21 protein-coding genes are annotated in these 20,132 nt (G+C 54.3%); 2 read left to right on the forward strand and 19 right to left on the reverse strand.

The genetic code is table 11. From position 1 onward, the window contains the following. Positions 1 to 8: 8 nt before the first annotated feature. From JYE50_RS04755 to rpsT, 15 genes are all read right to left on the reverse strand, one after another. Complete coding sequence (locus JYE50_RS04755) at positions 9 to 1,706, reverse strand: ABC transporter permease (RefSeq protein ID WP_084094729.1); 1,698 nt, start codon at positions 1,704 to 1,706, stop codon at positions 9 to 11. Next, positions 1,700 to 2,773, reverse strand: coding sequence for an ABC transporter ATP-binding protein (locus JYE50_RS04760; protein ID WP_084094963.1), 1,074 nt, complete (start codon positions 2,771 to 2,773; stop codon positions 1,700 to 1,702). The genes JYE50_RS04755 and JYE50_RS04760 overlap by 7 nt, the downstream gene beginning before the upstream one ends. Before the next feature lie 94 nt (positions 2,774 to 2,867). Next, entirely contained in the window at positions 2,868 to 3,887 is a 1,020-nt protein-coding gene (locus JYE50_RS04765) for an extracellular solute-binding protein (protein WP_084094730.1), read from the reverse strand. 116 nt (positions 3,888 to 4,003) lie between these two features. Then, a complete protein-coding gene (locus tag JYE50_RS04770) occupies positions 4,004 to 5,311 on the reverse strand; it encodes an RsmB/NOP family class I SAM-dependent RNA methyltransferase (RefSeq protein ID WP_179138218.1) in 1,308 nt (435 codons plus the stop codon). Continuing rightward, positions 5,308 to 5,994 carry a nucleotide-binding protein gene (locus JYE50_RS04775; protein ID WP_084094732.1) on the reverse strand — a complete coding sequence of 229 codons (687 nt, stop codon included), beginning with the start codon at positions 5,992 to 5,994 and terminating at the stop codon, positions 5,308 to 5,310. The genes JYE50_RS04770 and JYE50_RS04775 overlap by 4 nt, the downstream gene beginning before the upstream one ends. Beyond that, positions 5,991 to 6,902 (reverse strand): hypothetical protein, encoded by a 912-nt coding sequence (locus JYE50_RS04780; RefSeq protein WP_084094733.1) that lies wholly within the window; start codon positions 6,900 to 6,902, stop codon positions 5,991 to 5,993. Before JYE50_RS04780 ends, JYE50_RS04775 begins: the two co-directional genes overlap by 4 nt. A gap of 10 nt (positions 6,903 to 6,912) precedes the next feature. Further along, a complete protein-coding gene (locus JYE50_RS04785) occupies positions 6,913 to 7,962 on the reverse strand; it encodes a CdaR family protein (protein ID WP_084094734.1) in 1,050 nt (349 codons plus the stop codon). Continuing rightward, positions 7,959 to 8,822 carry a diadenylate cyclase CdaA gene (gene cdaA / locus JYE50_RS04790; RefSeq protein WP_084094735.1) on the reverse strand — a complete coding sequence of 288 codons (864 nt, stop codon included), beginning with the start codon at positions 8,820 to 8,822 and terminating at the stop codon, positions 7,959 to 7,961. The genes JYE50_RS04785 and cdaA overlap by 4 nt, the downstream gene beginning before the upstream one ends. 132 nt (positions 8,823 to 8,954) lie before the next feature. Beyond that, complete coding sequence (locus JYE50_RS04795) at positions 8,955 to 9,893, reverse strand: ABC transporter permease (protein WP_084094736.1); 939 nt, start codon at positions 9,891 to 9,893, stop codon at positions 8,955 to 8,957. Continuing rightward, positions 9,893 to 10,993: an ABC transporter permease gene (locus tag JYE50_RS04800; protein WP_084094737.1), complete on the reverse strand. Its 1,101-nt coding sequence runs from the start codon at positions 10,991 to 10,993 to the stop codon at positions 9,893 to 9,895. Before JYE50_RS04800 ends, JYE50_RS04795 begins: the two co-directional genes overlap by 1 nt. After that, positions 10,990 to 12,510, reverse strand: coding sequence for an ABC transporter ATP-binding protein (locus JYE50_RS04805; protein ID WP_084094964.1), 1,521 nt, complete (start codon positions 12,508 to 12,510; stop codon positions 10,990 to 10,992). Before JYE50_RS04805 ends, JYE50_RS04800 begins: the two co-directional genes overlap by 4 nt. A 180-nt stretch (positions 12,511 to 12,690) precedes the next feature. Continuing rightward, entirely contained in the window at positions 12,691 to 13,785 is a 1,095-nt protein-coding gene (locus JYE50_RS04810; RefSeq protein ID WP_084094738.1) for a BMP family lipoprotein, read from the reverse strand. Positions 13,786 to 13,957: 172 nt separating this feature from the next. Then, on the reverse strand, positions 13,958 to 14,959 hold the full coding sequence (locus JYE50_RS04815) for an SH3 domain-containing protein (RefSeq protein ID WP_179138219.1): 1,002 nt from the start codon (positions 14,957 to 14,959) through the stop codon (positions 13,958 to 13,960). A gap of 31 nt (positions 14,960 to 14,990) precedes the next feature. Next, positions 14,991 to 15,593, reverse strand: coding sequence for a hypothetical protein (locus JYE50_RS04820; RefSeq protein ID WP_084094740.1), 603 nt, complete (start codon positions 15,591 to 15,593; stop codon positions 14,991 to 14,993). A 129-nt stretch (positions 15,594 to 15,722) separates the two neighbouring features. Continuing rightward, positions 15,723 to 15,989: a 30S ribosomal protein S20 gene (gene rpsT, locus JYE50_RS04825; protein WP_084094741.1), complete on the reverse strand. Its 267-nt coding sequence runs from the start codon at positions 15,987 to 15,989 to the stop codon at positions 15,723 to 15,725. 163 nt (positions 15,990 to 16,152) lie between these two features. Here rpsT and yqeK point away from each other — a divergent pair, with 163 nt between their 5' ends. Both yqeK and rsfS read left to right on the forward strand, forming a co-directional pair. Further along, on the forward strand, positions 16,153 to 17,130 hold the full coding sequence (yqeK, locus tag JYE50_RS04830; RefSeq protein WP_084094742.1) for a bis(5'-nucleosyl)-tetraphosphatase (symmetrical) YqeK: 978 nt from the start codon (positions 16,153 to 16,155) through the stop codon (positions 17,128 to 17,130). A gap of 60 nt (positions 17,131 to 17,190) precedes the next feature. Next, on the forward strand, positions 17,191 to 17,556 hold the full coding sequence (gene rsfS / locus JYE50_RS04835; protein ID WP_084094743.1) for a ribosome silencing factor: 366 nt from the start codon (positions 17,191 to 17,193) through the stop codon (positions 17,554 to 17,556). A gap of 270 nt (positions 17,557 to 17,826) precedes the next feature. On the opposite strand, the gene coaBC is transcribed toward rsfS, so the two are convergent. From coaBC to JYE50_RS04855, 4 genes are read right to left on the reverse strand one after another with little or no spacing between them, the layout of a single operon-like run. Then, positions 17,827 to 19,026, reverse strand: coding sequence for a bifunctional phosphopantothenoylcysteine decarboxylase/phosphopantothenate--cysteine ligase CoaBC (gene coaBC, locus JYE50_RS04840; RefSeq protein WP_084094744.1), 1,200 nt, complete (start codon positions 19,024 to 19,026; stop codon positions 17,827 to 17,829). Position 19,027: 1 nt separating this feature from the next. Beyond that, entirely contained in the window at positions 19,028 to 19,246 is a 219-nt protein-coding gene (gene rpoZ, locus JYE50_RS04845) for a DNA-directed RNA polymerase subunit omega (RefSeq protein ID WP_084094745.1), read from the reverse strand. Positions 19,247 to 19,272: 26 nt separating this feature from the next. Beyond that, positions 19,273 to 19,875: a guanylate kinase gene (gene gmk, locus JYE50_RS04850; RefSeq protein WP_084094746.1), complete on the reverse strand. Its 603-nt coding sequence runs from the start codon at positions 19,873 to 19,875 to the stop codon at positions 19,273 to 19,275. Next, positions 19,872 to 20,129 carry a DUF370 domain-containing protein gene (locus JYE50_RS04855; RefSeq protein ID WP_084094747.1) on the reverse strand — a complete coding sequence of 86 codons (258 nt, stop codon included), beginning with the start codon at positions 20,127 to 20,129 and terminating at the stop codon, positions 19,872 to 19,874. The genes gmk and JYE50_RS04855 overlap by 4 nt, the downstream gene beginning before the upstream one ends. Between the last annotated feature and the right edge of the window lie 3 nt (positions 20,130 to 20,132).

A 20,132-nucleotide genomic window follows, 5' to 3' on the forward strand; every position in this document is an offset into this window, starting at 1 on the left:
TCCCGGATTTATACGAAGCTGACCTTGCCCTTGCTGGCCCTGAACACAATGATCAGCAGCACACCGCTTGTCAGCGTCAGGATGGAGGCAAGGGCGGCGCCTGTGCCTACGGAATTCCGGACGATATTGGTATAGGCGGCAATGGTGATGGTCATTGTCTTGCCCGTATACAACATAATGGAAGTCGATAGTTCGTTGATGCAGGTAACCCAGCTGATGATCGCGCCGGAAAGGACTCCGGGCAGCATCAGGCGGGCAGTAACCCGGATGAAGGTTTTCATCGGGGAGACGCCCAGGTTGATGGATGCTTCCTCAACACTTGGATCCATCTGCATCAGGTACGCGCTGCCCGATCGTACTGTATACGGCATCTTGCGGATGATCATGGAAATGATGATGATCGCCGCCGTACCGGTCAGTTTGATCACCGTTCCCTCAGGCGTTCTTCCCAGATTATTGAACGCGACGATATAGCAGAGGCCGAGCACGGAACCGGGAATAACGTACGGAGCCATCATCAGCATATCCAGGGCACCGCCGGTCTTCCCTCTTCTCCTGACGATCACATAGCTCATCAGGATACCAAGGATCAGGATGATCACAATGGCGACAGTGGAGAATACGAATGTGTTTTTGATCTGGGATGTCAGGCTCCGGCTCAGTTCAGCATAATGCTCAAGCGTGAAACCTTCCTCAAAGACGAAGTTGGAATAGTTGGTCTTCACAAAGGAGCACAGTACAACCACCATCTGCGGGATGAACGCGATCAGGCTTACGATCGCAACCGGCAGGGTAACCAGGAAGCGTTTGTATCCCTTGTATTCTATGATCTGCGGCGGCCGAAGCGCTGACATGGTATAGTTCCGCTTGGCAACCCATGCTTTCTGGATAAAGAGGATCAGCAGCGAAATGATCACGATGATCATGGAGATCGCGCTGGCCAGGTTGGCGTTTCCGCCGGTCTCGGACAGGTATTCGTTATAGATCAGCGTCGGCAATGTACGGAAATCTCCGCCCGCAAGGATACCGGGTGTACCATAGTCCGCCAGGGCGGTCATGAATACCATCAGTGCGCCTGCGGCAATGGAAGGCAGAACCACCGGTACCGTCACCGTCAGCAGTCTGCGCAGCTTGCCGGATCCCAGGTTCTCCGCGCATTCTTCCACACTGCGGTCAATGGAACCCATAGCGCCGGATACATACAGGTAAACATACGGGAAAAGCTTGAGCGTGAATACAGCGCAGATACCACCCTGCCCGTATATGGTGGGCATCTGGAATCCGAACAGGTTGCTCATGAACTGTGTTACAATACCGGCATTGCCGAAAAGGATGATCCAGCTGTACGCGCCAAGGAAAGGCGGACACATCAGGCTCAGGATGATCAGCACATGCCAGAAAGTCTTTCCCGCGATGTTGTATCTCGTCTGGAGATAGGCCATCGGAACGCCGATCAGTACGGAGATCAGTGTGGGGATCAGGCTGATCTTCAGGCTGTTTCCCAGTGCCTGGTAATAGTATTTCTTCTGGAAGAACCGCTGGAAATTGTACAATGTCACTCCATCTGCCTTGGAGGAGAAGAAACTGTTAACCACCAGCGTATAAAAGGGATAAACCAGGAACAGCAGGAACACGACAAAGATCAGGATCTTGACCCAGAACCAGAAATCCTTATAGAAAGGCTGGCCCTTTTTGCTTCTCAGCATGAGAGCACCTCCTTGGATTCCTTCTCATAAAGGCTCACCTGTGCAGGATTCATGCTGATATGGACTTCTTCCCCGTCATGCCGTATTTCACTGACGTCCTTGGTATATTCATTCAGTTCGATAACCTGGCCTGTCGTCAGTTCAACTTCATACTGGATAAAGTCACCCAGGAAAATGGACATGTTGATTTTGCCGGGGATACCCTTTTCGTCAAAGAACAGCTGTTCCGGACGGGCGGAAAGGATCGCTTCCCCGCTGTATTCCCTGGAAACCGGGATGGAAATGGAATAATTACCCGGCAGGTTGACCTCTGCGCTTCCCTGGCTTGTTTTTACATTGCAGTCAATGAAATTGCTGACACCGATGAAGTTTGCCACAAAGGGATTGGCCGGCTTCCGGTAAATCTCTTCCGGCGTACCGATCTGCATGATATTTCCCTGGTTCATGACGGCGATCCGGTCGGAGATGGCCAGGGCCTCCTCCTGGTCATGCGTCACATAAACCGTTGTGATACCAAGCCTTCTCTGCAGCTTTTTGATCGTTGTCCTCATCTGGACCCTCAGTTTGGCGTCCAGGTTGGACAGGGGTTCATCCATCAGCAGAACGCTGGGTTCAATAACAAATGCGCGTGCCAGTGCGACCCGCTGCTGTTGTCCGCCGGAAAGCTCGTTGGGTTTCCGGGTGCTCAGCTGGTCGATCTGGACCATTTTCAGCGCTTCCTCTACCCTGGGCCCGATTTCCGCCTTGGGCACATGCCGGGCCTTCAGGCCGTACGCGACGTTGTCAGCCACGTTCAGATGCGGGAAAATGGCATAGTTCTGGAATACCATACCTATATCCCGCTTATGTGCGGGTACATTATTGATCACTTTGTCATCAAAGCGGATCTCACCGCCGTCCACCGTGTTGAAACCGGCGATCATCCTCAGCAGTGTGGTTTTTCCGCATCCGGAAGGGCCCAGCAGGGTAAAAAACTCGCCGGGGTTAATTGTAAGGCTGATTCCGTTTACGGCGGTAAAATCTCCATATGTTTTTACAGCATGGTCAACAATAACGGCATGGCTCATGAAATAATCCTCCCGTATGAATGTGGAAAAGGGTGCTCCGGCCATGAAACCGGAGCACTCCTTCTCCTCATTTCATAATATTATCAAATTCGTATTAGTCACCTACAACAGCATCCTGCCACTTTTCAACGATGTCGGCCTTATTGGCGCCGGCATAGTCGAAGTTGTAGTTCATCAGGGTGATGCTGCTCAGGGGTTCAAGACCCACAGGCGTGACGTCGCTGCGGATCGGGCGGCGTCCGTAGTCCTTGTTCTGGGCTTCCTGGCATTCAGCGCTCAGGGCGTATTCAACAAACAGCTGAGCCAGTTCCAGGTTCTTGCAGTCCTTCACGATGGCGATACCGTCCGGAACAGCGGAGGTACCATCGGTGGGATAGATCATCTTCAGGTGGCCGTTCTCCAGGTCGTACTGGACGGCAGCCTTTTCAAGGGTGATACCGATCGGATATTCGCCGGAGTCCACGTTCTTGTGGGCGCCGGAAGAACCGGACTGGATCACCAGGTTGTTCATCAGGCCCTTGACAAATTCCCAGCCGGCAGCGTAGTCATCTTCAACCTGGCCGTAGATCATCAGCATGGTGTTCAGCTGGGTGTAAGCGGAACCGGAGGAAGCGGGATCAGCCATGGCGATCTTCTTTTCCCACTTGGGATCCGCAAGATCCTTCCAGCTCTGGGGAATATCAGCCTCGGCCACCAGGTCGGTATTCACGAGGAAGACCATGGGCAGGGGGGATTCACCGATCCACAGGCATTCCGGATCATACAGGCTGGGATCGATCAGGTCGATGCAGGAAGGCTTGTAGCTCTGGAAATATTCCTTGTAGGCTGCCAGGGAGTCAGCTCCGCCGCCCCACAGGATGTCAGCTTCCGGCGCGGCCGCCTCGGCCTTGATTCTGTTCAGCAGGTTGCCGGTACCGTCGGCAACGATCTCAACCTTGACGTTCGGATACTTGGCTTCAAAACCGGCAACACCGGCGTTGAGGGGATCAGCATCATGGGGGGAATAAATGGTCAGTGTACCGGCATATTCTTCAGGAGCTTTTTCTGCGTGTACAGCAGTAAAAAGGCCGAATACCATCAGAACAGCCAAAAATAGTGAAATAAACTTTTTCATGGGAGCGCCTCCTTGTTGTTTTTGATGCTTGTTGCATCATTTTTTGCTTAAGGAAAGTATACTACACATCGGTATCGTTTTCAATCCATTTGTTCAAAAAATGTTTTTCTGTTTTTTTACGGTATGTAGTACGGCCCCCGGAGTCCTTTGGGATAATGGTTTTTGATGATGCCGCCGCTTCCCTTTCCCCATCCGAGCACAAGTCCCCGGTAGGACATCAGGATCCAGCCGTTCTCTTCTGAAGATATGGTTTCCCCGTTCATATACCGTGCGGCTTCATCAGCGTTCAATTCTTTTACAGGCATATCAGGCCTGTTGAAACAGACCGCCGCCGCGTGATCCGGTACGGCGACTTTTCCCTTCACTTCTCCCAGGTGAAGACCGGCCCGAAGAATGCGGATCCCCTTCACGTCCGGGAGTTCCGGCATGGAAATGAAGGTGCTTCCAAGAATACGGTTCGGTTCAGGCAGTTCGGGAAAAAGCTGTCTGAAAAGGGCTTTGTCATTTTTTGAGGGCACAGGAAGCGATTGGTCTTCCCTTATATCTGGTTCTTCATTTCCGTTTTTCCGGAACAGGGCGGCAAACTGCCCTTCTCCTTTTATCCGGTGCGGATAACAGGTATAGATTCCGTCCGGAGCGTCAATTCCCGGCAGGGAGAATCCTTCCGGATGGAATTCCGGAAACTCCCTCGCAAACCAGGCAGCATTGTCTTCATTTTCCTGTGGATTATAGGTGCAGGTGGAATACACAAGCCTGCCGCCCGGCCTGACCAGTCTGGCGGCTTCTTTCAGGATTTCTCGCTGCCTTTCCGCGCAGCCTTCCGCTTTTTCCGCTGTCCATTCATTCCTCGTTTCAGGATCCCGCCGGAACATGCCTTCGCCGGAACAGGGGGCGTCCACCAGGACCGCGTCAAACCCTTCTTCCCATTTTTCTGCCAGCTGTTCGGGCTTTGCGCAGGTCACAAGCGCGTTGGGCAGTCCCATGCGTTCCACATTCCGGCTCAGGATGGCCGCACGCTTCGGGACCGGTTCATTGCAGACCAGGAGCCCCTCCCCTTGCATGGCACAGCCGATCTGGGTGGATTTCCCGCCCGGGGCGGCACAAAGATCCAATACTTTTTCCCCCGGCTTCGCGGCCAGCACCGCCGCCGGCATCATGGCACCGGGCTCCTGGATATAAAACGCGCCGACCTCATGCAGGATCATGGATCCGGCGTTGGAATCAGCTTCCAGGTAATATCCGTTTTCTTCCCAGGGAACACGTTCCCCGGTTCTCAGCGGATCAGCTGCTTCCGTCTCTTTCCGCGGATTGAAACGGATTCCCCTTACCGGATCCTCATCCAGCGCATGCAAAAAAGCGGACAGCTCATCGTCGAGCTGTTCCCGCATTCTCCGGACAAACGCTTCCGGTAACTCTGTTTTCATAAGTCTTCCATCCATTCCGGTGCCATATACCGTTTCATGATCATTGTCGGTGTTTCCAGGCGGCACTGTTCCAGCACGTCCTTTTTCCCGGTGGTGAAAACCCTGCTGATTCCCAGCTTTTCCGCGCAGGAAAGAACCGTCTTTTCTCCGGCTTCCACCATGCCCGGTTCTGTCTGGTCTGCCAGGTTGGTGTTGTTGATCAGCACATCGATCTTCAGTCTTCCCCGGTTCTGGATCCGTTGTGCCAGGTCGATGATCTCGTCTGTTTCCCTTGTCAGCGGCCGCATGCAGTTGACCACAAACATCACAAGCGTGTCATCCCTGCGGGCCATAAAGGAGGGATAATACCGGCCAAGGGCAGCCGCGCCTGTATCATCGCCGCCCACGTCAAACACAACCCGGTCTGATGGTACTTCAAATACGCTCTGGATTTCCGCGGGCAGTGCTGGGATATCAACAGTCGTCATGGCGTAAGTGGGCATCAGCATCCGGATCCCCGCCGCGCGCATTTCCTCAGCCTTTTCGCCGCTCCGAAAATAGGGATTCACAATATCAAGGTCAACCAGCGTGGTCTTATACTGTTTTGCGAACGACAGTGCCAGGTTCAGCGAGAGTTCTGTCTTGCCGCTTCCGTAGTTACCGGTCAGCACGAGATACCGTTTATCGCCTGTCAGCTGGTTCATTGTCCGTCACTCTCGCTTTTCTTCCATCCTCTGGGATAAACAGGTTCCCGGTAAGCCTTGCTGCTGTCAATCACATTCTGGGGAGCTTCCAGTTGTCTCAGTTCTTCTTCAGGATCCGTAAACAGGTCAGTGATCCGGAGCCGCCGGCGCCTGCCAACGGTCACAGGATTCTGCCGTTCCGTATCTTCCCTGATCTCCGGCTGTCTTACAATAGGCTCTTTTTCCGTTTTCGGTTCGGGCCTGCGGTAGGGGCTGTCCGCCGGCACATGGTATCCCGCCTTGGTCACAGTTGCCGGAGTCGGCAGTTCTTCATTTACCTTTTGTTCCGCTGCTGCGGGTTTAACCTGCCATTTGGAGAAGTCCGGCTCATCTGCCGAATAGGATTCAGCCCGTCCGGGCCTTTCAGGGTTCCTCTCCGCGGCATATTCCGGCTGCCTGTTGTTCCGGGGCTGAACAGGCGGTTCATATCCCCTTTCGTTCACCGTTTCAGGCATGGAAGCATGTTCGCTGGGAATATAGGCATGTCCGTTTTCTGTGCTCTCAGCGTATTCTGCCGTACGCCTTCTGCGCCGCGGCTGAGCAGGCTGTTCCGCTTCTTCCTCCCGCACGGGAACAGTCTCTGTTTCCTTCCTTGTGACGGGCCGGATGCGGACTTCCTTTTCTTCCACTTTTTCGTGCCGGAGAAAACCGAACCATCTCCGGAACGGTTTCCATCGAACCAGATAAACGCACAGATCAGACACGAGTCCGATCACGCAAAGAACGATCGCGATCGGAATCCAGTGCTTGCCGAACCACGCGAAAACAGATCCGCCTTTTTCACTTGTAAAAGCCGACCATAATGCGGCTGCGATCCCCTGGATCCAGCCAAGCATCAGCCGGAATATGGAATTAGCCAAACTGCCCATAAGCTTCTCCTTACGGCTCTTCTTCTGTCGGTTCGATATCGACAGTGACCGTAATGGTGGTACCATTCACCATCTGAGAGTTGTCTGTAGGTTTATACACCTGGATCTGGGTTGTAACGTCTTCCTTCGCCCGGTCTATATTGACAGTGTCACTGTCAAGGTACAGTGTTTCCATCTCGTCCAGGATGTCTGAACTGTCCGCTACCTTGATCGTTTCTGGAGAAAACCGGACGTTATTTACCTTGTATCCCTTGGCCGGTGTACCCGTTATATTGATCAGGTCACTGGCATGGAATGCCTTTTCTGGCAGGATCGTAAAGGTTACGATAACGCTGTTTGTTTCAATGTTGGCGCTTGTAACAGTTATCTTGGAAGCATCGACTTCCTGTCCTGCCCTGTTGTACAGTTTAAACTGGAAAGCGCCGGAATACTGACCTTCCGTCCAGTCGATATCTTCAGGGTCTATATCAACTCTGGCGAAAAACACTTCATCAACAATCGATTGCGGTCCATAAATCACAAATGTTGTAGGATCACAGGTGAGATCATACCAGACACCATCCGGCTTGGGGCAGGAGGCGCGAACACCTATCTTCTTCAGTTTATAGTTTTCAACCTCAACTGTCACTGAAGAAGGTGTGATGGAAGTCACTTTACCGTATTGTTTTGAATAGGATTTGTCTATGTTGATTTCCTGTGTACCGGTCTGGTTGATCCGGCTCAGGTCAAGTCTGATATTGTAATAAGAAGGATCGGCTGCTTCATATTGTTTCTGCGGTACAGCGGCAGTGAAATCGGCTGTCAGGCCTTCCAGGTCCGACACAACGATATAGCCGTTATTTTTCATGATCTCTGTTCCCTGTACGGTAACCCTGACGTCCTGGAATGTTTTGTCCCGGGTAATGCTTTCGTCCTGGGAGATCAGTCCGGCCCAGAGGCATATGGAAATAACGATGGCGATCAGCTTCAGCCATCCGTTATGCAGCAGCAGGTGCTTCAGCGCGTCCCGCAGCATAATGAGGGTATTGCGGAAATCCCTTTTGTTTTTCTGCTCGCTCATGCCGTTTTTTCCTCCGTAAATCTCTTCTTAAGCCTGCGGAGGATGGAACCGATCCCCGATGCACGGGAAGTATAGAACTCATGCAGGAATGCTTTGATATCCTCAACGGTAAACGGCCGTTTCAGCATGCCGTCCGCCGCGAAACTGACAATACCGGTCTGCTCGGAAACAACGATCACCGCAGCGTCTGTGTTTTCGGTAATGCCGACAGCAGCCCGGTGGCGTGTTCCTAGTCCGCGGATCACGCCGCTGGCTTCAGCAAGGGGCAGGATGCAGGCCGCCGCCATCACCCGGTCATCCCGGATGACTACAGCGCCGTCATGCAGGGGGGTATTCGGTTCAAAAATATTCTCCAGCAGCGGGGCGGAGATTTCGGAGTTCAGCATAGTTCCCGTCTCCACCACGTCCTGAAGGCCGGTTTTCCGTTCAAACACAAGCAGGGCACCAACCCGTCTCCGGCTCAGGTCCACTACGGTCTGTACGATTTCCTCAATGATCACTTCGGTGTCTTCATCGGCATTCCGGTGGGATCCCTTGGTGATCAGCCTGCTGCGTCCCATGCGCTCCAGCGCTTTGCGCAGTTCAGGCTGGAACAGGACAACCAGTACGATGGCACCGTTCTGCAGCACAGCCAGCAGCAGCCAGTTCAGGCTTGTCAGTCCGAGGATATTGCTCAGCAGTACGATCAGGAACAGCAGGAAAAGGCCTTTCAGCAGGGCGCTTCCCCGTGTATGCCTGGTCAGCAGCAGCAGCTCATAAATGATCACTGCCACGATCAGGATGTCGATCACGTCGATGATTCCAAGACGATGGGTCAGGCTCCAGGCCATGCCGCGGATCGTTGACCAGATATCGTTCATAGAATCACCTCCATTCAAACATTTATTATACACGATTTTGACCCTGTTGAAAAGTCAAACGGCCCAGGATTCACGAACAATTCACAAACAAGGGAGCTGCCCGAGCGGGCAGCTCCCGATGTTGTTTTTCCTTTATCTGGATCCCTTGTCGTATGGAATACCTTCCGCCTTCGGCGCGTGGGACGCCTTGGATGTAAAGGCAAGCACGATCAGGCAGACGATGTAGGGCATCATGTTGTACACATTGCCGGGCAGGTTCAGCGAAACCAGGAACGGGAATCCGGCGTAGGTGTTGCTCAGCGCCCTGAACAGGCCGAACAGCAGCGCCGCCAGGGCGATCCTTGTGGGTTTCCACTGGCCGAAGATCATAACGGCCAGGGCCAGGAAACCGAAGCCGGCCACGCCGTTCTCGAATTTCCAGAGGGATACGCCGGCCAGGATGTAGCACAGTCCGCCCAGTCCGCCCAGCAGTCCGGAGATCAGGACGCCGGCCCAGCGCATCTTGTATACGTTGATACCTACAGAGCCTGCCGCCTGGGGATGCTCGCCGCAAGCCATCAGGCGAAGGCCGAACCGGTTCTTGTAAAGCAGGAAGTATACCAGCAGCACCGCGATAACGGCCACCAGCATGAACCAGTTGAACTCGAACCCGTTGATATTCACGATGAACATCTTCCGGGCGCCGATGTACTCAATTTCCGAAGAATGGTTGTCCGGGTTCGCGGCCGTGTTCATGGCCTTCACCAGCACGGTAGCGCCGGCGGTGGCCAGCAGGTTCATGGCCGTACCAACCAGCGTCTGGTCCGCTTTGAAATGGATCGCCGCCACACCCAGCAGGCACGAGTACAGCATACCGGCCAGGGCTGCCGCCAGCATGGCGAGGATCACCATCAGTGCCGGAGATGTGATCCCGGCAGAACTCATCACCAGTGCACCGCCCAGCGCGCCGATGACCATAATTCCTTCCAGGCCCAGGTTGATAACGCCTGAATGCTCTGAGATACATCCTCCCAGGGCCACCAGCATCAGTACGGAGGCGAAGATCAGCGTGTATTGGATCAGAAGCAGCATTATTGTTTAGCCTCCTTCTTTTCATCATGCCGTTTCAGGGAGCGTCTGATGATCAGTTTGATGAACAGTACGAAACCGCACAGGTAAATGATCACGGAAGAGATCACGTCGGAAATCTGTGAGGAATAGAAATTCGTGTTCACATACTGTCCGCCGTCGGTGATGTGCTGGATAAAGAAGGAGGAGAACAGGGCGCCCAGCGGGTGCAGTCCGCCCAGGAAGGCGGCGGCGATTCCGTTGAATCCCATGGCCGGAACGGAGGACTGGGTGCATTCCCATCTCATGTATCCGGTCTGGTACAGCAGGGAGGCTCCCAGGCCTGCCAGTGCGCCGGAGATCATCAGTGTCAGGATGATGTTCCGGTTCTGGGCCATGCCGGCGTATCTGGCGGCATTCTTGTTGTTGCCTGTGGCTTTCAGCTCATAGCCGAACCGGGTCTTGCTCAGGATGATCCAGACCGCGATGGCGGCGATAATGGCGAGCGGGACAGCCAGTGTGACATACTCATTGTTGTTGAACAGTTTGTTCAGCCCCAGTGTCGGAAGCAGGGAACCGGGATTCTCCTTGTTCAGGTAAAGGGTGTACGGACTGGCTGTTTCCTTCACCTGGGTTAATAACGTATTTGCGGTATAGAGTGAGATCCAGTTCAGCATGATACCGGAAATGACCTCATTCACATTGCAGTAGGCTTTCAGCAGGCCTGTCACGGCGCCGAGCAGGGAGCCGCAGACCATCGCGAAGATCATGCACGGGAGCCATCCCCAGTTCCATGCCAGCGCGGCGTACAGGCTGGCGCAGGCACCCGCCACATACTGTCCGGCCGTGCCGATGTTGAACAGGCCCACCTTATAGGAAAACAGGATGCTCAGGGAGCACATGATCAGCGGCATGGTCTTGGCCAGGGTGTTGCCCAGCTGCTTGATCTGCTGCTGCGGCCGTTTCCAGGTAAAGAAGTTTTTGATGATGTTCAGGATGGATTCCCCTGCACCTGCGGGATTGATGATCAGCAGCACAATATATCCGATCAGGATTCCGGCCAGGATACACAGGATCGAAGCGAGGAAAGCCTGCACGGCTTCGTTTTTCAGGATCTTTCTCATGCCTTCTTCACCTCATCCCTCTTCGCGCCGGCCATGTACAGGCCCAGCTCCTCCTGCGTGGTCTTTTTCGGATCCAGTTCGCCCACGATCTCGCCTTCATACATCACCAGGATCCGGTCCGGAACGTCCATCACCTCATCCAGCTCCAGGGAGATCAGCAGTACAGCCTTTCCGGCATCCCGCTGGGCCACCAGCTGCTTATGGATGAACTCGATGGCACCCACGTCCAGGCCGCGGGTCGGCTGCACCGCCACGAGGACCTCGGGCTGTTTGTCGATTTCCCGGGCGATGATCGCCTTCTGCTGGTTTCCGCCGGACATAGCCCGTGCCGGGGTAATGGATCCCTGTCCGGAACGGACGTCATATTCCTCGATCAGCTTGTCGGAATACTTCCGGATGTTCTTCCTTCTCAGGAATCCGATCCTGTCCGTGAACCTGGATTCAAAATAGGTCTGCAGGATCATGTTGTATTCCAGGGAGTAATCCAGTACCAGGCCGTATTTATGCCGGTCTTCCGGAATATGGCTCATACCGTTCATGGAGCGTTTCCGGATGGAAGCTTTGGTGATATCCTTTCCGTCCATCAGGATCTTGCCGTTCACCAGGGGTTCCAGGCCGGTCAGGCCGTATACCAGTTCTGTCTGTCCGTTGCCGTCGATTCCGGCGATGCAGACGATCTCTCCGCGCCGCACCTGGAAGGAAACGTCCTTCACGGCGTTGTTGTTGTGGGCTTTGGAGGCAACGGTCATATGCTGGATATCCAGCACAACCTCACCGGGATGGGCAGGCTGCTTGTCCACATGGAAATTGACGTTCCGGCCCACCATCATCGCGGAAAGTTCTTCCATGGTGGTGTTCTTCGTTTCCACCGTTCCGATGTATTTGCCCTTGCGGAGCACCGTGCACCGGTCAGCCACCGCCATGATCTCCGCCAGCTTGTGGCTGATGAACAGGATGGACTTTCCTTCCGCCGCCAGGTTCCGCATGATCTGCATCAGTTCCTCAATTTCCTGGGGTGTCAGCACGGCGGTCGGTTCGTCAAAGATCAGGATCTCGTTGTCCCGGTACAGCATCTTCAGAATTTCCGTCCGCTGCTGCATGCCAACGGTGATATCCTGTACCAGGGCGTCCGGATCAACCTGCAGTCCGTATTTTTCGGAAAGCGCAATGATCTTTTTACGGGCCTCTGCCTTTTTCAGGATTCCGCAGGCCCCGGTGGGTTCATCGCCGAGGATGATATTGTCAAGCACGGTGAAGCATTCCACCAGCTTAAAATGCTGGTGAACCATGCCGATTCCCAGGTCGTTCGCGTCATTCGGGTCGTTGATCTTAACCTCAACACCGTCCTTTTTGATGGTTCCCTCTTCCGCCTGGTACAGGCCGAACAGCACGCTCATCAGGGTGGATTTTCCGGCGCCGTTTTCACCGAGCAGCGCATGAATCTCACCGTGCCTGAGCTGCAGGGTAATATCATCGTTCGCGATGATCCCGGGGAATCTTTTCGTGATATGCAGCATCTCAATGGCATATTCACTCTTATGGTTTTCGCCCAATTTGCAGCACCTGCTTTCCGTGATAGTTCCCGAAGACGAAGATGATCCTTCGTTTTCTGAAAGAAACCCCCGTTTACCGCCAGGAAAACAGGGGTTTTTTTCAAAAACCGGGGATGCTGTGCATCCCCGGCGATCGGGTGATGATTACTTGATGTTGCCCAGGTATTCAACCTTCGCTGCAGTCGTGGCAGGTTCAGCGTCGATAGCGTTGGACACTTTGATCTCACCGGCGTTCATCTTGACGACCAGGGCCGCGTAATCTTCAGCGGTGAAGCCGTCAGCGAACTGGGTGGAAGGAGCGATCTGCACGAAGTTATCTTCGGGATTGTCGGAAACCAGGCCCAGGTTCTCAACCTTGCCGCCGGCAAATTCTCCGTTCAGGATGGAAGCCAGCTCGGTGTTAACCGTGGCAGCCAGGCCCTTCATGGCGGAGGTCACGGTGATGCCTTCACCGTACATGCTGTCGATGGTGCCCTTCTGGTCAACGTCAACGCCGATGACCTTGCCGCCGGCCTTCTGGGCCGCTTCACCGGCAGAGGTGAAGATACCGCCGCCGCAGGCGAACACGATTTCGGTGCCGTTGCTGTACCAGGTGTCCATGTAAGCGGTGATGTCAGCATCGCCGTAGAACTGGTTGCCGTATACATACTTGATTTCAACGTCTTCAGCGCCCAGTTCGGCAGCAGCGGCGTCAGCGCCCTGCACAAAACCGTAGCCGTAACGGACAACGGCGGGAACCGCCATGCCGCCCAGGAAGCCCAGCTTCTTATAGCCCAGCTTCACAGCAGCGTAGCCGGCCATGTAGCCGCACAGCTCTTCCTGATACACAGCGCAGTACAGGTTGGCGGGAACGGCGGCAGCCAGGTCGCCGATGTCGCCTTCGCTCACGTCCAGGGCGATGAAGGTGATGTCATCGTATTCGGGAGCGACCTTCTGGATCGCGGGTCCGAAAGCGTAGCCGGGCATCACGATGACGTTGAAGCCGTCATCAATGGCCTTCTCGATGGAGGAGATACGGTCTTCATCGGAGTCGGAAGCGGGCTTGTAGTACTGGAAGTTGATGGTGGCAGCTTCGCAGAACGCCTTGCAGGCTTCGTAGGTGGTCTGGTTGAAGGACTGGTCGGTGATGTCACCGTAGTCGGTGATCATCGCGACGCTCATGCTGCTCTCAGCAGAGGCGATGGATACCATTCCCAGCATCATCACAGCAGCCAGGAGCAGAGCAAAAAACTTTTTCATAGATGGTTTTCCCCTTTCTGATTGTCGGCTTGTTGGGCCTTTTGTTTATCAAATTATAGCAAAAACCGGTACACTTGGAAAGAGTGTACCGGCATTTTTTTCATCTTTTGTTTTACTTTTGTATTTTGTAAAACATGCGAAAAAGATTGGTAATATTATCCGAAATCACAGTTTAGAAGTACAGATCCGTGCCCGTTGCGGGGTATATACCGTCATAGATAAACTGTTTCATCATGTAGCCGTAGTATCCGTCGATCAGCACAAAGCACCATTCCGTTCCCCTTGTGATAACCGTCACGGGTGTGCCGGGTTTAAAGGAGCGGAGGATGCTGCTGGCCGTGGTCGGCTGGGACCGCAGGTTTACGTTCCGTCCGTTGGCGCTGACCACATAGGCACCGGTAACCGGAACAACAGGATTCACCACTGGCTGGCTCTCGGTCAGGAACTGCGTCATCATATATCCGTAGCGGTTGCCAACGCGGATGTAGCTCCAGGTGGCTCCCCTGGTGATCATCCCTGCTGCTGTGCCCACGCTGTAGAAGCCGATGGCAGGATAGGACTTGGAAGGGCCGGAGCGCAGGTTAACGCCCTTGCCGTTTCCGCTTGTCACGTAAACCTGGTATTCATCCGTTACCGGCTGGGGCTGCGGGGCGGGTGCCGGTGCGGAAGACGCGTTGCTCGTCAGGAAGCTGGTCATCATATAGCCGGTCATGGAACCGATCTGGATCCGGCACCAGTTGTTTCCGGGAGAAAGCACGGTGCACTTGGTTCCGGGGGCATAGGATCCGATAATGGAATATCCCTTGCCGGGGCCGCTTCTCAGCCGGACATTCAGTCCGTTTTTGCTGGTAACATAGGCTGTGCTGTCAATCAGGGTCAGACCGCTGCTGCTGTTGCCGCTTCCGACGATCTGCAGGTAATCCCCCAGCATGTAGCCGCTCATTCCGTCCGGGGCTGTTACCGCGTACCAGGATCCGTTCTGCCCGTTCAGGGTGACTACGGTTCCGCTGGGATAGCTGGCCAGGATGGTTCCGCTGAAGGACGGGGCAGCCCGAAGCACGAGCCAGCCGCCCTTGACGGTTGCTGTATCGGCCAGCGCGCCGCTGACGGGCAGGACCGCCGTCATCGCGAGTACCAGCGCGAGAATAATAATCAGATGTTTCTTGTTTGTCATTCCTGTCATTCCTTCCGCTTATGCAATCGAATCAGCCAAGATCCGTATCGTTTGTTTCCATCGTATTGATCATATATTCGATATAGGAGGAATACTTTTCCTCTTCCCCTGCGGGATAAGTCAGGATAATATGATGGAAGCTCTTTCCGGTCAGGTAGTACAGGTCGGTCTGCATGGTGGAACCGTCCTTTTTCCGGTCAACACGAATGCATCCGTTGTTGTCATCACTGCCGGGTTTAAAATCCGGCACTTCCAGTTTGATCGCTTCCAGCAGGGCCTCTTTGGTCAGCCCGCCGGCGGTATCATAGTTTTCGATGGAAAGGGTGGCCTTTCCGTCTGTTGTCGCCGCGGAGTTCCCGGTATTCTCGTCAAACTGGAATATGGAGGGATACTGCATGCTGAAACCGGTCGCCGCATCCAGGTATTCACCCATGGCGGATTCCGTGAAGGCTTCCGTCATCTCTTCCAGTCCCATTCCTTCAGTCTGCTCAACGTCGGAGATATCCATCATCTGCAGGATCTCATCCACGCCCTGTTCCTCGCCTTCAGCTTCCGTTTCGGCGAAAGCCGCTGTCATACACAGCACCATCAGGAGCGCGGTTACCAGGCTTAAAATCTTTGTGAATCGTTTCAAAATCCTTGACACTTCCTCTCTGTAATCGGATTCAACTATAAAGACGAAGCACGAAATGAAAATCTTCCCGAAAAACAGAAAAACCCCTTCCAACATTCTGGAAGGGAGTTTATCACACGCGGTTCCGGCTCAGGCATTGGCAGCCTTGTTCAACTGCTTGGCCAGGCGGGCCTTTTTCCGATTGGCGGCGTTCTTATGGATCACGCCCTTGGACGCGGCCTTATCGATCACTGCGGAAGTCGCGGAAAGCTGCTCATTGGCGTTCTGCGCATCAGCGGCAACAGCGGCGTCAAACTTCCGGATGGAAGTACGCATTCCGCTCTTGACAATACGGTTCTGAAGATTCTTCTTCTCGCTGACCTTAACGCGCTTCTTTGCGGACTGGATATTCGGCAACTCGGTTCACCTCCCCTTAGGATCCTTAAAAAACCATCGCATGAAATAATATCACGTTGGAAATGAAAAAGCAAGCTTTTCCGTAAATTTATTTGGAAACATCTTCCCTATCCGGTCCTTTTCGTTTATAATATCCGTAACAGAAATCAGGAGGTTCTTTCCTTTGGCAAAAAAAGAGCGCATCGGCATCGTGGGGGGCAGGTTTGATCCTGTCCGATCCTCGCATATCCATGCGGCTCTCACTCTGCTGGACAGCGGTTCCGTGGACCGTGTTTTGCTGTTGCTGTCCGGTGAAGGAGCCCTCGTTCCGGCGGAAGACCGCTGGAAGATGCTCGTTGCCGCCTGCGCCTGTGATAAACGGCTCATCCCGTCCAGGCTTTGTCTGGATATGGATGCGGGTCCGGGTTCAGACGCCGTTATGAAAGAACTGTCCAAACTTTATCCGGACGCGAAGCTGCGCCTTCTGCCGGATGTTTCGGATACTTCTGAAGTTTCCGTTGAAGAGGATCTGTCCGTCCCGGTACTGGAATACTGCCGGTGTAAAGGCCTTTGCGGCTTCCCGCATAAGATGGAGCATATTGATCTGTGGATGGATCATCTTTTCACAGCGCTGAAGCCCAGACGCTATGCCCATTCCCTGAGCGTCGCCCGCACATCTGTTCAGCTGGCGGAACTGTACGGGGAAAACCCTTTGAAGGCGGAACAGGCCGGCCTTCTGCATGACTGCGCGAAATGCCTTCCTATAAAGGATATGCAGCGGATTGCTGTTGACAATCACCTCACGGATGACCCGGATGTCCTCGCCAGTGACGCCCTGCTCCATTCCATTGCCGGTGCCTGCCTGGCGGAACAGCTTTACGGCATGACTGATCCGGATGTACTGGAAGCCATCCGCTTCCATAACACCGGGTATCCGGGCATGTCCCGCCTGGCCATGTGTGTCTGCCTGGCGGATTTCATGGAACCGCTTCGGGAATCTTTCCCGCTGCTGGAAGAGGTCCGTGTTCTTTCCCGTTCTTCCCTCGAAAAGGCACTGCTCCTCTCCCTGGAAGGGACCGTTGATTATGTAAAGTCCAGGGGCTGGTATCTCTATCCCCGCACCTGTGACACCATTACCTGGCTTCGTCAGGTTGTCCGCTGAATAAAGATATCCCCGGGATCCTTCCGGGTCCCGCTCAATAAAACTATTGGAGGATAAATCATGCAGGATCAGGAAACCGTACTTCGTCTCGCCCGTCTCCTCTATGACCGCAAAGCCCAGGACATCGTTGTTCTGAACGTGACCCACCTGACCGTCCTGTGCGATACCATGGTCATCGCTTCCGGCCGCAGCAACACCCAGGTTTCCGCCCTTGCGGACGCCGTGGATGAGGTGATGGCTCAGGAAGGCCTGGATCTCCGCCGGAGTGAGGGCCGCCGTGAAGGCCGCTGGATCGTCCTGGATTACGGCCAGGTCATCGTCCATCTTTTCCACCGCGACGAACGTACCTTCTATGGCCTTGACCGGCTCTGGAACGACGGCACCAACGCCGCAGCTCTTCCCTTCGACCAAACAGTAGCAGATTAATATATCACATTGAGCTGCTTCAGCAGCTCAATCCCGTCGCGAAAGCGACACACTATATCATATGGCCGGCAGGCCATAATTCATATTCGCCATAGGCGAATAATTCATATCGGCCTTTTGGCCGATAATTCATATTGAACAGCTGTGCTGTTCAATAATTCATTCAAAAAAACAGCACTCCGTGCTGTTTTCTCCACCATTATTCATTATTCATTCTTCATTTTTCATTTTTCAATAAAACCCTGCACAGTCCGCTGTGCAGGGTTTTCTTCACTTCCTCATTTCCATTACCTTATCCAGTATCACGTCCGCCAGTTCCCTCTTCCTCATCAGCGGCAGCTCTTCCGTTCCCTTTTCGGTAATCAGCGAGGCGATATTCGTATCCACGTTGAATCCGGCTCCGGGCACGGTCACGTCATTGGCAATGATAAGGTCCAGGTTCTTCTTTTTCAGTTTCGCCTGGGCGTTCTGTTTCACATGGTCCGTCTCGGCGGCAAATCCGCAGAGGATCTGTCCCTCTTTCTTGATTTCACCGACAGCTTTTGCCACGTCCGGGTTTTCCGTCAGTGTCAGGACCAGCGGTTCTCCGGCTTTTTTCTTGATCTTCGTGGCTTTTTTATCATCCACGCGGTAATCGCATACCGCCGCGGCCTGGATGATGACGTCGTGCCCCGGGGCTTCCTTCATCATCGCGTCATACAGGTCCTGCGCTGACTCGATCGGAACCTTGCGGACTCTTTCCGGCACGGGAACGCTGACGCTGCCGAAAACAGCCGTCACATCCGCTCCCCTGTCCCGGGCAGCCTCGCAGATCGCGAATCCCATCTTGCCGCTGGAATCATTCGTGATATAACGCACGGGATCCATCCGTTCCCGGGTGGCTCCGGCTGTCACCAGCACCTTCAGCCCGGCAAGGTCTTTGCCCCGGCTGAGCATGCCGCAGATTCTTTCGGCAATGGCTTCCGGCTCGCTCATCCTGCCGGCGCCTTCATCGCCGCAGGCAAGGATACCGCTTTCCGGTCCGATAAACCGGACACCGCGCTCACTCAGGATCCGGATATTCTCCTGGGTGGCAGCCGCTGTCCACATCCCGGTGTTCATCGCCGGAGCGACAAGCACAGGCGCTTTCGTAGCCAGCACAGTCGTGGAAAGCATGTCATCCGCGATTCCCGTCGCCATCTTGGCAATGATATTGGCTGTGGCCGGAGCGATCACGAAAATGTCCGCGAGCTTCGCCAGGGCCACATGTTCCACGTTCCAGTATTCAGGAGCCTGGAATGTATCTGTTACGACAGGATTCGCCGAAAGCGTCTGAAAAGTAAGCGGCGAAACAAACTTCGTCGCGTTTTCGGTCATGATCACATGAACTTTCGCGCCAAGATGACGCAAACGGGAGACAAGCTCCGCGCTTTTATACGCGGCAATGCCTCCCGTTACTCCCAGCACGATCTCCCTGCCGGTCAGATCCATATCAGTTCTGCTCCTCCTGCTCAACGGGGTTGTCATAGGTCAGCAGCCCGCGGTTGATTTCCTCAACGGCGGTCTTCAGCGGTTTCATGCCTTCCGCGTCGATCATCGGCAGGGCGCCGTTCACGATCTCGCGGCCGCGCTTGCTGGCTTCAACAACCAGGGTGTAACGGCTTTCAGCGTGGTTCAGCAGTTCAAGTACGCTCGGATCAACAATAGACATTTCTTTTCCTCCTCAGGTATACAGGGTTATTCCTCGATCACAGGGAAATACCGCACTGTGTTCTGCTTTTCAGCCCGGACGATGGCAACGAGCTGTTCAAAAGCAAGTTCAAGGTTGTCGTTTACAATCAGGTAGCGGTACCGGTCAATCTGTTTGATCTCGCCCCGGGCATTGTTCAGCCGGCGCTGGATCTCTTCCTCATTTTCTGTGTTCCGGGTGTGAAGCCGTACTTTCAGGTCATGATAGCTCGGCGGAAGGATAAAAACGCTGACCGCGTCCTTTTCCTTGCTCATGACTTCCCGCGCTCCCTGGGGATCGATATCCAGCAGCACGTTCTGTCCCTTTTCCATCCGTTCGTACACTTCGCTTTTCAGCGTGCCGTACCGGTGGCCGTGAACACTGGCATGCTCGATAAACGCATCCTCGGCAAGCAGTTTATCATATTCCTCGTCAGAAATAAAGTGGTAATGAACATCTTCGATCTCGTTTTCCCTTCTCCCGCGTGTTGTCACGCTGACAGAGAAGCAGAAGGACGGGTCTTTCTCAAGCAGTTTGGCGACAAGCGTTCCCTTGCCGGCACCTGATGGCCCCGAGATGACCAGCAGCATGCCTTTTCTTGTTTCCTTCATGCGTCTTCCTCCATCCCTCTCCGTTCATCTATCCGGGCTGCCACCGTTTCCGGCAGCAGCGGTGAAAGAACAACATGTTCCGAATCGGTTACGATCACCGCCCGGGTCTTATGACCGCAGGTGGCATCGATCACCCGTCCGCTGTCCCGCGCGTCCTGGATCATCCGGCGGATCGGAGCGGCTTCCGGGGAAACAACCGCCACGAGTCGCTCCGAAGCGAGCATGTTTCCGTATCCGATGTTCACCAGTTTCATAGC

It is taken from the genome of Aristaeella lactis (genome assembly GCF_018118585.1).
In the GTDB taxonomy this organism is placed as follows: Bacteria; Bacillota; Clostridia; order Christensenellales; family Aristaeellaceae; genus Aristaeella; species Aristaeella lactis.

Bases quoted from the DNA above. Each gene is read 5' to 3' on its own strand.
- JYE50_RS04755 (WP_084094729.1), bottom strand. From the start codon at position 1,706: ATGCTGAGAAGCAAAAAGGGCCAGCCTTTCTATAAGGATTTCTGGTTC.
- JYE50_RS04760 (WP_084094963.1), bottom strand. From the start codon at position 2,773: ATGAGCCATGCCGTTATTGTTGACCATGCTGTAAAAACATATGGAGAT.
- JYE50_RS04765 (WP_084094730.1), bottom strand. From the start codon at position 3,887: ATGAAAAAGTTTATTTCACTATTTTTGGCTGTTCTGATGGTATTCGGC.
- JYE50_RS04770 (WP_179138218.1), bottom strand. From the start codon at position 5,311: ATGAAAACAGAGTTACCGGAAGCGTTTGTCCGGAGAATGCGGGAACAG.
- JYE50_RS04775 (WP_084094732.1), bottom strand. From the start codon at position 5,994: ATGAACCAGCTGACAGGCGATAAACGGTATCTCGTGCTGACCGGTAAC.
- JYE50_RS04780 (WP_084094733.1), bottom strand. From the start codon at position 6,902: ATGGGCAGTTTGGCTAATTCCATATTCCGGCTGATGCTTGGCTGGATC.
- JYE50_RS04785 (WP_084094734.1), bottom strand. From the start codon at position 7,962: ATGAGCGAGCAGAAAAACAAAAGGGATTTCCGCAATACCCTCATTATG.
- cdaA (WP_084094735.1), bottom strand. From the start codon at position 8,822: ATGAACGATATCTGGTCAACGATCCGCGGCATGGCCTGGAGCCTGACC.
- JYE50_RS04795 (WP_084094736.1), bottom strand. From the start codon at position 9,893: ATGCTGCTTCTGATCCAATACACGCTGATCTTCGCCTCCGTACTGATG.
- JYE50_RS04800 (WP_084094737.1), bottom strand. From the start codon at position 10,993: ATGAGAAAGATCCTGAAAAACGAAGCCGTGCAGGCTTTCCTCGCTTCG.
- JYE50_RS04805 (WP_084094964.1), bottom strand. From the start codon at position 12,510: ATGCTGCATATCACGAAAAGATTCCCCGGGATCATCGCGAACGATGAT.
- JYE50_RS04810 (WP_084094738.1), bottom strand. From the start codon at position 13,785: ATGAAAAAGTTTTTTGCTCTGCTCCTGGCTGCTGTGATGATGCTGGGA.
- JYE50_RS04815 (WP_179138219.1), bottom strand. From the start codon at position 14,959: ATGACAAACAAGAAACATCTGATTATTATTCTCGCGCTGGTACTCGCG.
- rsfS (WP_084094743.1), top strand. From the start codon at position 17,191: ATGCAGGATCAGGAAACCGTACTTCGTCTCGCCCGTCTCCTCTATGAC.
- coaBC (WP_084094744.1), bottom strand. From the start codon at position 19,026: ATGGATCTGACCGGCAGGGAGATCGTGCTGGGAGTAACGGGAGGCATT.
- rpoZ (WP_084094745.1), bottom strand. From the start codon at position 19,246: ATGTCTATTGTTGATCCGAGCGTACTTGAACTGCTGAACCACGCTGAA.
- gmk (WP_084094746.1), bottom strand. From the start codon at position 19,875: ATGAAGGAAACAAGAAAAGGCATGCTGCTGGTCATCTCGGGGCCATCA.
- JYE50_RS04855 (WP_084094747.1), bottom strand. From the start codon at position 20,129: ATGAAACTGGTGAACATCGGATACGGAAACATGCTCGCTTCGGAGCGA.